11 protein-coding genes are annotated in these 12,561 nt (G+C 40.3%); 4 read left to right on the top strand and 7 right to left on the bottom strand.

Translation table 11 applies throughout. The annotated features are described in order from the left end of the window. Positions 1–59 precede the first annotated feature (59 nt). The 5 genes from ybaK to dnaK all read right to left on the bottom strand — a co-directional run bounded on the left by ybaK (position 60) and on the right by dnaK (position 6,715). Positions 60–521, bottom strand: coding sequence for a Cys-tRNA(Pro) deacylase (gene ybaK, locus J7338_RS01170; RefSeq protein ID WP_210794833.1), 462 nt, complete (start codon positions 519–521; stop codon positions 60–62). Between the two features lie 83 nt (positions 522–604). Further along, the gene (feoB, locus tag J7338_RS01165; protein ID WP_210794831.1) at positions 605–2,926 is read right to left on the bottom strand and encodes a Fe(2+) transporter permease subunit FeoB; all 2,322 of its coding nucleotides are present in this window, start codon (positions 2,924–2,926) and stop codon (positions 605–607) included. Then, positions 2,923–3,156 (bottom strand): FeoA family protein, encoded by a 234-nt coding sequence (locus tag J7338_RS01160; RefSeq protein ID WP_210794829.1) that lies wholly within the window; start codon positions 3,154–3,156, stop codon positions 2,923–2,925. The genes feoB and J7338_RS01160 overlap by 4 nt, the downstream gene beginning before the upstream one ends. A 312-nt stretch (positions 3,157–3,468) precedes the next feature. Continuing rightward, positions 3,469–4,611, bottom strand: a complete 1,143-nt coding sequence (dnaJ, locus tag J7338_RS01155; RefSeq protein ID WP_210794827.1) for a molecular chaperone DnaJ — start codon at positions 4,609–4,611, stop codon at positions 3,469–3,471. A gap of 187 nt (positions 4,612–4,798) precedes the next feature. Next, the gene (gene dnaK, locus J7338_RS01150) at positions 4,799–6,715 is read right to left on the bottom strand and encodes a molecular chaperone DnaK (RefSeq protein ID WP_210794825.1); all 1,917 of its coding nucleotides are present in this window, start codon (positions 6,713–6,715) and stop codon (positions 4,799–4,801) included. Positions 6,716–6,959: 244 nt separating this feature from the next. On the opposite strand from dnaK, the gene J7338_RS01145 reads away from it, so the two are divergent. After that, a complete protein-coding gene (locus J7338_RS01145) occupies positions 6,960–7,775 on the top strand; it encodes an acyl-CoA thioesterase (protein WP_210794823.1) in 816 nt (271 codons plus the stop codon). Here J7338_RS01145 and J7338_RS01140 read toward each other — a convergent pair. Next, positions 7,764–8,540 carry a transporter substrate-binding domain-containing protein gene (locus tag J7338_RS01140; protein WP_210794821.1) on the bottom strand — a complete coding sequence of 259 codons (777 nt, stop codon included), beginning with the start codon at positions 8,538–8,540 and terminating at the stop codon, positions 7,764–7,766. The two genes, J7338_RS01145 and J7338_RS01140, sit on opposite strands and share 12 nt — an antisense overlap. Before the next feature lie 151 nt (positions 8,541–8,691). Between J7338_RS01140 and J7338_RS01135 the strand changes: the two genes are divergently transcribed. Genes J7338_RS01135 through J7338_RS01125 form a run of 3 tightly spaced genes read left to right on the top strand, consistent with a single transcriptional unit; the run spans position 8,692 to position 12,206 of the window. Continuing rightward, positions 8,692–9,918, top strand: coding sequence for a paraquat-inducible protein A (locus tag J7338_RS01135; RefSeq protein WP_210794819.1), 1,227 nt, complete (start codon positions 8,692–8,694; stop codon positions 9,916–9,918). A gap of 9 nt (positions 9,919–9,927) precedes the next feature. Continuing rightward, positions 9,928–11,583: an intermembrane transport protein PqiB gene (gene pqiB, locus J7338_RS01130; RefSeq protein WP_210794817.1), complete on the top strand. Its 1,656-nt coding sequence runs from the start codon at positions 9,928–9,930 to the stop codon at positions 11,581–11,583. Beyond that, the gene (locus J7338_RS01125) at positions 11,583–12,206 is read left to right on the top strand and encodes a PqiC family protein (RefSeq protein WP_210794815.1); all 624 of its coding nucleotides are present in this window, start codon (positions 11,583–11,585) and stop codon (positions 12,204–12,206) included. Before pqiB ends, J7338_RS01125 begins: the two co-directional genes overlap by 1 nt. Positions 12,207–12,322: 116 nt before the next feature. On the opposite strand, the gene J7338_RS01120 is transcribed toward J7338_RS01125, so the two are convergent. Continuing rightward, positions 12,323–12,529, bottom strand: coding sequence for a GNAT family N-acetyltransferase (locus tag J7338_RS01120; protein ID WP_210794813.1), 207 nt, complete (start codon positions 12,527–12,529; stop codon positions 12,323–12,325). Positions 12,530–12,561 lie beyond the last annotated feature (32 nt).

The following is a 12,561-nucleotide window of genomic DNA, read 5'->3' as shown; positions in this document are numbered from 1 at the left end:
AGTTTGTGTAAGGTAGTAGTGTTAGCTTACCGACCGTTAAATAACACTGCAAATTACCACTAAAAGTCGGCTAATTTGCCATTACACAGTTTTATTAATGTATTTGGATCAAGTGCAATTTCAAGGCCGCGTTTACCAGCGCTTACATAGATAATATCAAACTGCTTTGCACTACTATGGAGGTAAGTCGCTAAGCGCTTTTTTTGCCCTAGTGGACTTACGCCACCAAGAATATATCCGGTGCTATTTTCTACCTTTTGTGCAGCGGCCATATGTACTTTTTTAACACCACATGCTTTTGCTAAGAGCTTTAAGTTCACTTGTTGACTCACAGGCGTAATTGCCACCACTAACTGCAATTCATTGGTTTCAAATACTAAAGTTTTGAAAACCTGCTCAGCGGCTAGATTTAACTTTTCAACAGCTTCTAAACCAAAGCTTTGTGTACTTGAGTTATGCTCATAACTGAGTAGCTCAAAAGTGGCCTTGTGTTTTTTTAATAATTGTGTGGCTGGCGTCATGACTAACTCCATTGAATTTTTAACTGCTTTAAAATTAACAAAAAAAAGAGTACCAAGGTACTCTTTTTTAACTATATACATCGCTAAATAATATTAACAACAGGGATTAAACGACTCTTTGCAGCCATTTTTTTACCATAAATCCGCATAGAGCTTATTGCCAATGCAATAACGACTGCACAGCCGAGTAACCAAAATGCCGAAAACATCGGAGATTGCTTAAAATTACCCACTTGATACACCACAGAGGCTGTGATGTAAGCAAGCCCTGTTGACCAAGTTGCAACAAATAGCATCCATTTCATCCCTGCTTCTCGGTACATAGCGCCCATCACCGCCACACACGGTGTATAAAGCAATACAAAAACCAAGTAACTGAATGCAGCAAGTTGACTGCTAAATAGGTTTTCCATGGTTGCGAAGGTCGATACATTCACTTCTTGTTCAATGGCCGCACTACTTTGATCGCTCACATTAGTGACATTTAAACCCAGTGGATCGAGTAAATTACCAAATACGTCTATTAGGTTTGCAGGAATACTCGCGAACGCCTCAGCCACTTTATCGATGACATTAACTGGCTCTTCATTCACAGCCGCTGCGCCATCTAAATTTGAATATAAACTATCTAAAGTGCCAACTACTGCCTCTTTAGCAAATACGCCAGTAAAAATACCGACGGTTGCAGGCCAATTATCTTGCTCTACCCCGATAGGAGCAAACACCGGTGTTGCAATTTTTGAAATTTCACTGAGCATCGATTTATCTGTGTTGTCATTGCCAAAAGTAAAATCAGTACCTATGGAGCTTAATATTTTTAAAATAACAAACACCACAATTATAGTTTTACCGGCGCGCATACAAAAGCTTTTTAAGCGCTCCCATGCTTTGTAAAGTACGCCTTTTGCCGTTGGCATATGATACGCAGGTAATTCGAGAATAAACGGGGTAAGCGTTGGACTAAACAAGGTATTTTTAAGTACCAAACCGGTTAATACCGCCATAACAATACCTAAAATATACAGTGCAAATACTAAGTTTTGGCCATTAGTGGTAAAAAAGGCAGCGACAAACAAGGCATACACACTTAAGCGCGCGCCACATGACATAAATGGTGACATGGCAATCGTCAGTAAGCGATCTTTATGGGTTTCTAAAGTGCGAGTTGCCATTACTGATGGCACGTTACAGCCAAAGCCTACAATTAAAGGCACAAACGCTTTACCCGGTAAACCAATGGTGCGCATTAATCTATCCATGATAAAAGCAGCACGCGCCATATAACCTGAATCTTCAATAAAGGCTAAACAAAAGTATAAAAAGCCAATCACCGGGATAAAGGTGGCAACAAGCTGAATACCCCCACCAAAACCATCCGCAAGCAATGCGCGTAGCCAATCAGGTGCGCCTAATGACGTTAATATTTCACCAAAGCCATCGACTAAAATCGCACCTACAGCAATATCGAAAAAGTCTATAAATGCGCCGCCAACATTTACCGCAACAGTAAACATTAAATACATGATCCCTAAAAATATTGGGATCCCTAAAAAACGATTGATCACTACCGCATCTATTTTATCGCTAATGGTTTCAGAGGCGATGCCTTTAATATTTTGAGCAAGTTCAGCCAGTTGATGGGCAAACTCATAACGACCATTGGCAAAATGCACATCAAGTTCATGGTGATCGGCAAACTGTTCAAATTCAGCTTTTGCCACTGCCAGTGTTTGTTTATCAGCATAGTCAAAACAGCTTTCATCTTGCTCAAGTAATCGCAGTGCAAGCCACTGACTATCAACGTTATCCAAAGGCTCGTTATGCACTGCTAAACTCGCTGTGATATTGTTAACTGCCTGCGTTACCTTTTCATCATAACTGGGCTGCTGTGCAGATACCTTTTTAAACTTTAAGCCCTGTGCAATACACTCTTTTAACGCGCTAATATCTTTCTTATTATTAGCACTTAACGCAATTACCGGGCATCCAAGGCGTTTTTCAAGTGCGTTAGGATCGGTTGTTAAACCATTGCGTTTTGCTACATCCACCATATTTAATACCACCACCAGTGGTACTTTCATCTCAAGCAACTGGGCTGTGAGGTATAAATTGCGCTCAAGATTTGATGCATCAAGAATATTGATGATCAGTTGTGATCCACCACTGAGTGCATAGTCACGCGCAATTTTTTCATCTAAAGGGGTTTGTGCATTTACATCTAAAGAATAAGTGCCGGGTAAATCCACTAGATCAACATGTTGATCAGCCACTTTAAATTGACCAATTTTTTTGTCGATAGTCACACCTGACCAATTACCTACTTTTTGTTTGCTACCGGTTAATGCGTTGAATAACGTAGTTTTACCACAGTTAGGGTTACCGATAACGGCAATGTTTGGATTCATACTGCGAGTTCCAAATTAATTGATTTTGCTTCAGCTTTACGAAGGCTCAGTACAGTGCCACGAACTTTGACGATCATAGGGTCGCCAAACGGAGAAAAGCGTAATACATGAACAGGAGCGCCTGGCGTTAAACCCATTGCAAGTAATTTCTGGCGCAGTAAACTCGCATTAGGATCGATGCTTACAACAGAGCCATGTTGGCCAATTACTAATTTGTCTAACGTTAACATGCCATTTTATTTCATTTAATACATCAATGGCGCTGATTTTACGCCGATTATTCAATCATGCAAGTGAGACTGATTATCATATTGATAAGTAATGTAAAATAAGGAAGCAATGGTTGGTAATTACCTATATTAGGTCTTAATTTTCATTTGATAAGATAAAAATAGCAGTTTAGAGATTGACGAGGCAATTTGCTCTGTAAAGATAGTATTATGAGTTTGTGTTACTCTATAGTTTTCAGCAAAGTGCTTCTTAAGCTTTGTTAGTCAATAAAAAATGGCGCTCATTAGCGCCATTTTATAAGTAATGAATGATTACTTAGTTAAATCATCAAAGAACTTTTTTACACCATCAAAAAAGCCTTTTTCTTTTGGGCGGTTTTTAGAACCATCCTTACCCATGCTTTGCTCAAGCTCTTGCAATAACTCGCGTTGACGCTCATTTAACTTAACAGGTGTTTCTATAACCACTTTACAGATCAAGTCACCAACTGCCCCACTGCGAACAGACTTGACACCTTTACCACGCATACGGAACATTTTGCCCGTTTGACTCTCTGCAGGGATCTTCAATTTAGCACGACCATCTAAAGTCGGTACTTCAATTTCCCCACCAAGAGCTGCCGTTGTAAACCCTATCGGCACTTCACAATATAGGTTATTGCCATCACGCTCAAAGATACGATGTTCACGTACTGATACTTGCACATACAAGTCACCCGCTGGTGCACCGTGAACCCCAGCTTCACCTTCGCCAGATAAACGAATGCGGTCGCCAGTATCAACCCCTGCTGGGATTTTAACAGATAACGTTTTGGTTTTTTCTACCCGACCTTGGCCATGGCAGCTATTACATGGATCAGAAATAATCTGACCAGTACCCTGACAGGTAGGGCAGCTTTGTTGCACAGCAAAGAAGCCTTGACGCATTTGCACTTGGCCTGCCCCATGACAGGTCGTACATGTTTTCGGTTTAGAACCTGCTTTTGCACCACTACCATCACACGGGGAACAACTTACCCACGTTGGTACTTTAATTTCGACTTCTTTACCACGAACCGCTTCTTCTAAACTTAAGTCCATGTTGTAACGTAAATCGGCACCACGTTGTTGACGCGATTGACGACGGCCACCACCGCCACCAAAAATATCACCGAACACGTCACCAAATACATCACCAAAGTCACCATGGCCGCCGCCAAAGCCGCCATGACCACCACCGCCACCGCTTTGTTCAAACGCAGCATGGCCGTATTGATCATACATTTGACGTTTTTGACTGTCGGTGAGGATCTCGTAAGCTTCTTTTACTTCCTTGAATTTAGTTTCAAGGTCTTTATCGCCTGCGGTACGATCTGGATGATATTTCATCGCTAAGCGTTTATACGCTTTTTTAACGTCTCTTTCGCTGGCATCTTTTGCCACTCCCAGGACTTCATAATAATCGCGTTTTGACATATCTATCACACTACTCTTTTCTTACTGCAGCATTGCTGCGGATAAATCGATAAATCGTATCGATTTATCATCTAATTTACATGCAAAAGGCGCGTCAAGCTTTAGCCCGCGCGCCTTAGTTGTTCATCCTAACTTAAATTGCGATATCAGTCATCGTGTTTTCAGTTAGGCGAAGCGCTAACAACAATTACTTGTTGTCTTTAACTTCTTCGAACTCAGCATCCACTACGTCGTCATCTTTCTGCGCAGACTGTTGCTGCTCGGCACCGGCGTCACCACCTTGTTGTGCTTTCGCTTGTGCAATTTCCATTAACTTTTGTGACTTTTCAGCAAGTGCTTGAGTTTTTGCTTCAATCTCGTCTTTTTTATCACTCTTAATCGCAGCTTCTAGCTCAACAACAGCCGCTTCAATCGCGTCTTTGTCTTCGCTTGGTAATGCATCACCCGCTTCTTCGATTTGTTTACGCGTACCATGTACTAATGCATCAGCTTGGTTACGAGCTGCAACTAGCTCTTCGAACTTTTTGTCGTCTTCGGCGTGCGCTTCTGCATCACGAACCATTTTTTCAACTTCTTCATCGCTTAAGCCTGAAGATGCTTGAATGGTGATTTTTTGCTCTTTACCAGTATCTTTATCTTTTGCTGATACATGTAAGATACCATCAGCGTCAACATCAAACGTTACTTCGATTTGTGGTGTACCACGTTGTGCTGGACGAATACCTTCTAGGTTAAATTGACCTAGAGATTTATTGTCGCTAGCACGTTTACGCTCACCTTGTAATACGTGGATAGTTACCGCTGCCTGATTATCTTCAGCAGTTGAGAATGTTTGCGATTTCTTCGTTGGAATAGTCGTATTTTTCTCAATTAGCGCTGTCATTACAGAGCCCATAGTCTCGATACCTAGAGATAATGGTGAAACGTCTAGTAATAGTACATCTTTTACATCACCAGCTAGTACACCACCTTGAATTGCTGCGCCTACGGCTACTGCTTCATCAGGGTTAACGTCTTTACGTGGCTCTTTACCAAAGAAATCAGCAACTGTTTTTTGTACTAAAGGCATACGTGTTTGACCACCAACAAGGATGATGTCGTCAATGTCGCTTACTGATAAATCAGCATCAGCAAGGGCACGTTTTAATGGCTCTAGTGACTTCATTACTAAATCTTCAACCAGTGACTCAAGCTTAGCACGTGTTAATTTCACGTTCATGTGCTTAGGACCCGTTGCATCAGCAGTTACGTACGGAAGGTTTACTTCTGTAGATTGTGCAGATGATAATTCAATTTTTGCTTTTTCAGCCGCTTCTTTAACACGTTGCATTGCAAGTGGATCAGTTTTTAAGTCTAAACCTTGATCTTTCTTGAATTCAGCAACTAAATAGTTGATTACGCGGTTATCGAAATCTTCACCACCTAAGTGAGTGTCGCCATTTGTAGCAAGTACTTCAAATGTGTGCTCACCTTCAACTTCATCAATTTCAATGATTGATAAATCGAAAGTACCACCACCTAAGTCATATACTGCAACAACGTTCTCGCCTTTGTTTTTGTCCATGCCATAAGCAAGGGCAGCTGCGGTAGGCTCATTGATGATACGTTTAACTTCAAGACCCGCGATACGACCAGCATCTTTAGTTGCTTGACGTTGTGAATCGTTAAAGTAAGCAGGTACTGTGATAACCGCTTCTGTTACTGCTTCACCTAAAAAGTCTTCAGCTGTTTTTTTCATTTTTTTCAAAACTTCAGCTGAAATTTGTGGTGCAGCGCGTTTTTCGCCGCCCGCTTCAACCCATGCATCACCATTATCTGCTTTGATAATTTTAAAAGGCATGATGCCGATATCACGTTGTACTTCTTCGTCTTCAAAACGACGACCAATTAAACGCTTAATTGCAAATAATGTGTTTGTCGGATTAGTAACCGCTTGACGTTTAGCTGATTGACCTACCAGAGTTTCACCGTCTTGCGTGTAAGCAATAATAGACGGAGTGGTACGATCGCCTTCCGCGTTTTCAATAACACGTGCTTTGCCACCATCAAGTACTGCAACACAAGAGTTAGTAGTACCTAAGTCGATTCCGATAATTTTACCCATGAAATATCTCCAACTTCAAAATTCATTAATACGTTCGATGACTAGTAGATAGGGATGCCACAAACTTAATTCAACTGTAAAAATGAAAAAAAAGTGCTTTTTTGTAATTTATTTTGCAAATAACCCTAATTAATGTGTGGATTGTCGTTTTTTGCATCACCAGAGGCCACTTTGCAATCTGGTCTGATGAGTTTTTATGTGTTATAAAATTACGAATAAATAAAAAATGACTCAAAGGATCACCATGCATTTTGATCAACTACTACTACAAGCTGCACGTATAGGTCAGCTTTCCCCTTCAGAACAAATTCACGCAACAATGCAATTTCCTGCTAACTGGTGCCAAGGTCGAACTGCTTTTGGCGGTTTATCAGCCTCATTACTTTATCAGGCAATGCGTCAACAAATAGAATCTAGTCGTCGTTTGTTGTCTATTAGTACAAATTTTGTAGGTCCTTTATTAGCAGATACTGATTTTTCTCTCTCAGTCGAAATTTTACGGGAAGGAAAAAGTAGCACACAAGTACTGGCTAAAGCACTGCAGAACGGCCAAGTAAGCGTGGTCGTGCAAGCGTGTTTTGCAAAATCGCGAGATTCAGCCATTAAGGTACCAGTGACAAAAACAATGAGCCTAAAACCGGTTAATGAACGTTACACACTGCCATTTCAGTCAGGTGCCATGCCGGAATTTTTCCAGCATGTCGCGCTTTGTCCTCAGCAAGGTGCAATGCCGTTTACAGCAGCCCAAACGTCTCACTTAGGCGGCTGGATGAAATTTAAACAGTCGCCAGCAGAACTAAGTGAGGCACATATTATTGCCTTAACGGATGCATGGCCACCTACTTTATTACAAATGTTTAACCAACCAGCACCGGCTAGTAGCATGTCGTGGTATTTAGAATTTGTAAAAACGCCAACATTGGCAGCCGACGAGTGGCTTGGATTTGAGGCTGAAACTCATCACTGTAAAGATGGTTATGGTTTAGAAGATGGCTGTATTTGGTCACAATCTGGTGAGTTGCTTGCGCTTACGCGTCAAACTGTAGCATTATTTGATTGAGTTTGGCTCTACAGCCTGAGCATAATCACTGCCATCAAAGGCCATAATTTTACTGTATTCCCCATTTGCAATGATATGGGCAAGTCCCATATCAAAAACCTCTTGTAACACTTTACTCTTGAAATAGGCTGGCCGAGGTGCTTCTGGAAATATCGGGTGTACCGTAATCGGTTTAATTGAGTGTGATTCTTTATACTGCTGTAAATAATATAAAAACACCCGTTTTTCTAGTACCACCACATCAACCCACTCTTTCATTAAGTGGTCCACTTGCGCCGCTTGATATACGACTTCTTCATAAGAACTCAATTTAGCTGTTAGTGCTTTAAATGGCGGTGGCAAAAATTCGGTAGCATTTTGAAAGGCAACAACACTTTTCCCTAATAGATCATATACTGTATTAATTTTAAAATCATTTTTACGTAAGCTAATCGCCACATTTTGATACGCCAATAAACTTTGGCTTTGATAAATCTCAGAGGTGGTGAATCCAGCATAATTCATAACAATATCCACCTTCATCTGCTCTAAGGATTGCCCTGCACGCTTATTAGACATGTAAACGATATCTAAATTGGTTATACCTTGGTTTTTAAACGCTGATTTTAAAATTTGCAGCTGTAAACCGGTATCATCCTCACTAAACACATAGGGGGGTAATGAAGGGCTGACTGCAACAGTGATCCTATCGCTAGCTTTAGGCGCAGTTAAGCTTAATGCATAAGAGCTGTATAAAACTAAAATAAACGCTGTTAAATACTTCATTTAGCCCCATTGAATAGATGCGTTTTAGCAACTGTAAAATTGCGTGACAACATAGTTATTAGGCTAGCCTAGTTAAACAAATTTCGCATTTGTATTTAACCATTAATTGATGCAAACTTGATCTTAAGTACTTCTACGTGGTTTATTAATTTTGCAAACTGCCTGCCCTAATTGTGACCTTATTATTGATATTCCGCACATAGTTGCAAAACAAATGGCTGTTTGTCCACATTGCCACAGTAAGCTTTGTGCAGCAAATATAAATTACGACAGTCGTATTGTCGCTCTTAGTATCAGTGCCCTGCTGATGCTATTAAGCAGTATGTTTTATCCTTTTATTTCATTTAGTAGTAATGGCATTACACAAACAATAACCTTGCCCGATGCTGCTCGTATTTTGTTTAATTACGACAGCGATTTATTAGGGATTTTTATTGATGTGAGTATTATTGGTTTACCGATGGCATTGCTCACGATTTTGATCCCACTGCATTTGGGTTTACTCAAAGTTATACCGCAACCAATGGCTAGACGCTTACTCAAATTCACCTTGGCGCTGGAACCATGGATCATGTCAGAAATATTTTTAATCGGTGTATTGGTCAGCATGGTAAAAATAATGTCACTAGCGGAAGTCAGCTTTGGCGTTAGTTTTTGGGCCTATACCGCGTTTGTACTCTTCTATATTGGCTCATTAGCACACTTAAATCGTGCTCGATTATGGGATCAAGTACAGCCTCAGGCTAAAATTGCAGCTGCAAAACTTTCTTATCGGGCTATAGATAGTAACATTCGTGCCTGTCATGTCTGCCATCAACTTAGTGATAGCGAATACTGTTCTCGCTGTAATAGCAAAACCCATATTAGAAACCCGCACAGCGTACAAAAAGCGACGGCATGGTTAATAACTTCAATTGCCTGTTATATTCCCGCAAACCTATTACCAATAATGTACACCACTAGTTTAGGCGATGAATCCCCCTCAACATTAATTGGTGGGGTGATAACACTGTGGCAAGCAGGCTCATACCCTATTGCATTAATCATTTTTTTAGCTAGTGTAGTAGTACCATTAGCTAAAGCGCTTATTTTAACGTTTTTATGCTTTTTGGTGAGCAAACCCGCTAACAGCCAGACAAAAGGCTATACGAAAGTCTATCAATTAACTGAGTTTATTGGTAAATGGTCCATGATCGATGTATTTGTTGTCGCGATTCTAGTAGCCTTAGTGCAACTTGGAAATTTAATGTCAGTAACACCAGGTTTAGGCACTGTATTTTTTACTATCATGGTGATTTGCCAAATGCTAGCAGCACACGCGTTTGACCCTCGGCTATTATGGGATTCGCCAAAAAATGATAAAAAGATTATAAATTAGAGAAACAGCATGAGCGAAACGGCTAATATAAAAAAAGAACCCATTATTTCAGCGATTTGGATCATACCGGTTATAGCTTTGCTCGTTGGTATGTGGATGCTTTACCAATACCAAGCTAATAAAGGTGCAACCATTTATATTTCAATGCCTCAGGCTGAAAGTATTGTGGCTGGAAAGACTGAAATAAAAGTGCGTAGCGTGAAAATAGGCCAAATTGATCATGTTCGCCTCTCTGATACTAAAAACAGTGTGATTGCTCGTGCGCAAATTGATAAGCATTATGATGGCTTACTCACTGAAGATGCCAAAATATGGGTAGTAAAACCGCGTATTGATGAAACAGGTATCAGCGGCATGAGCACTTTACTTTCAGGAGTGTATTTAGAGTTTTCACCAGGTGAAAGTAGCAAAACAAAAGAACACTTTAAATTACAAGAAGAGCCAGCGCTGATTGATAAAGATGTCAAAGGCGGTCGCTTTTCATTACTCAGTTATGATGCTGAGGTTATGGATGTAGGCACCGGTATATTTTTTAAGAATTATAAAATTGGTCAAGTTGAAACCGCGATATTTGATTGGAAGAACCAAGCAATGAAGTATGGTATTTTCATCAACGAACCTTATCAAAACCTGATCACTTTAAATTCTATTTTCTGGGTCAATACGGGTATTGAAATTGATTTATCAGCCGATGGCATTAATGTAAAAACAGGTTCATTAAGCAGGTTATTAAAAGGAGGGATCTCGGTTGGTTTGCCTGAACAACAATCGCCAGGGGATTTTGCCCAAGAGGGTCATAACTTTTCGCTTAGTAACAGCTACAAAGATGCTCTTGAGGAACGTTTTTATAATTTTGATTATTACCTAATTGAGTTTGAGCAGTCTATTCGCGGTTTACGTGCCGGTGCACCAGTTGAATATCGTGGTATGCGTGTAGGTACTGTTGTAGAAGCCCCCGCTCATGTGATCATCGATGGCAAACCCGCTCATTTTAGAACTGATAATACAGCGGTGCCCGCTTTGATAAAAATTGAGTATGGCCGCATTTACCACAACAATGTCTCAGCTAAAGAATTTTGGCAAAGTAGTGTTGATGGTTGGATAAAAAATGGCATGCGCGCTTCTTTAAAACCAGGTAACTTACTCACTGGCGCTGTGTATGTCGATTTTGATATCTACCACGATGCCCCAGCAGCGAAGTTAGAAACACTGTCTCAATATCAAATATTTCCAAGTGTTTCCAGTGGCATAACCGTTTTAGCAGATCAAGTGTCTGACGTATTAAGTAAGGTAAATAATTTAAAAATTGAAGACAGCTTAGCGCAAATTGATTCGGCGTTTACTGATTACCAAGCGCTGGCGAATGAAATGCGTACATTATTAAGTAAACAAGATACCCAAAATTTACCCGGTGATATCAATCGTAATTTTGCTGAAATGACAAAAAGTATGCAGCAATTTGATGTCACCATGAAACAGTTTGAAAAAACCATGGCCAGTTATCAACAGGGTTCTTCATTTCATAATCAGTTACAACAAACGCTTTCAGAATTTAAACGCTTAAGTGAAGAGCTACAACCACTTACTCGCGGTTTAAATGAGCAACCAAATATGTTTATTTTTGATAAATCATTGCCTGCCGATCCAACGCCGAGGAAACAATAATGCGCACGCTTTTACAACTACAATTTTTTGCTGTTATCGGGGTGCTGTTCTTGTCAGGGTGTAGTCAATCGCTTAATACACCGATTGAATATTATCAGTTTGAGCAAACTATAAAGCCAATGCAGCGCAGTGCAACTAACACAATAGCCCAATTGCGCGTCAGTACTGTCAGCTTACGTGGTGCCTTGAATAACCGTGGTATTGCAATGAAAATGGATAATAATCAGATCAATGCTGCTAATTATCACTTATGGAGTGAAGCGCCAGATCAGATGCTAACAGCAAGTGCCCATCAAACATTATTTACTGAGCTTGATAACTGGATGGTGGTCAAAGGATTACCTGTCATAACAGATAAAGATCAGCAAAGTTATTATGAATTAGAATATGAACTGCATCATTTCAATGGTGATAACCAAGGTAATGCGGATATTTCCGGTTTATGGCGTCTGTATTATACGTCATTCGAAAATGGCCGCTCTTTAAAAGCAATTCATTATTTTAGTGAAGTTAACCCTTTAATCGGTGATGATTACGAAGGTCTTGTCGAAAGCTTAGAGCAAAACTGGCAGAATATTAATCAACAGGTAGCAACCACCCTGAACGTTCTTATTCAAGAATAAACACCACTAAAGCCCAGTTTATTTTGTAACCGGTGCGAAGCGCTATTCTCTGCTCTGCTATTGCAGCAATTTGACTAAGCCTACCTTGGTATACACACAATAGTTTTGTGGTAGCTTCAAACGCAACCCCTTGGCCCATACCCAAAACCCTGCTGTTGGTGGCCAACAATAAAGGTTTTTTGTAAATACTGCTCAGCTTGTTGCTGAGTGTAAATGCCTTTATCAGCAATATAACGATAAAAGCTTGACTGATTTAATAAACTCAAGATAAATGGCGCATCGCTTAGCTGGCAATGGCGAAGAACTAACCGTTGCGTATTCATAGCTCGTTTTGCTATTAATGATAGTGATCGTT

The organism is Pseudoalteromonas ostreae (assembly GCF_018069805.1).
Classification (GTDB): domain Bacteria; phylum Pseudomonadota; class Gammaproteobacteria; order Enterobacterales; family Alteromonadaceae; genus Pseudoalteromonas; species Pseudoalteromonas ostreae.
The sequence above is the reverse complement of the archived record's forward strand: the minus strand, read 5'-3'. Positions and strand labels throughout refer to the sequence as shown.

Bases quoted from the DNA above. Each gene is read 5' to 3' on its own strand.
- J7338_RS01140 (WP_210794821.1), bottom strand. From the start codon at position 8,540: ATGAAGTATTTAACAGCGTTTATTTTAGTTTTATACAGCTCTTATGCA.
- J7338_RS01160 (WP_210794829.1), bottom strand. From the start codon at position 3,156: ATGTTAACGTTAGACAAATTAGTAATTGGCCAACATGGCTCTGTTGTA.
- pqiB (WP_210794817.1), top strand. From the start codon at position 9,928: ATGAGCGAAACGGCTAATATAAAAAAAGAACCCATTATTTCAGCGATT.
- J7338_RS01120 (WP_210794813.1), bottom strand. From the start codon at position 12,529: ATGAATACGCAACGGTTAGTTCTTCGCCATTGCCAGCTAAGCGATGCG.
- J7338_RS01125 (WP_210794815.1), top strand. From the start codon at position 11,583: ATGCGCACGCTTTTACAACTACAATTTTTTGCTGTTATCGGGGTGCTG.
- dnaJ (WP_210794827.1), bottom strand. From the start codon at position 4,611: ATGTCAAAACGCGATTATTATGAAGTCCTGGGAGTGGCAAAAGATGCC.
- ybaK (WP_210794833.1), bottom strand. From the start codon at position 521: ATGACGCCAGCCACACAATTATTAAAAAAACACAAGGCCACTTTTGAG.
- feoB (WP_210794831.1), bottom strand. From the start codon at position 2,926: ATGAATCCAAACATTGCCGTTATCGGTAACCCTAACTGTGGTAAAACT.
- J7338_RS01145 (WP_210794823.1), top strand. From the start codon at position 6,960: ATGCATTTTGATCAACTACTACTACAAGCTGCACGTATAGGTCAGCTT.
- dnaK (WP_210794825.1), bottom strand. From the start codon at position 6,715: ATGGGTAAAATTATCGGAATCGACTTAGGTACTACTAACTCTTGTGTT.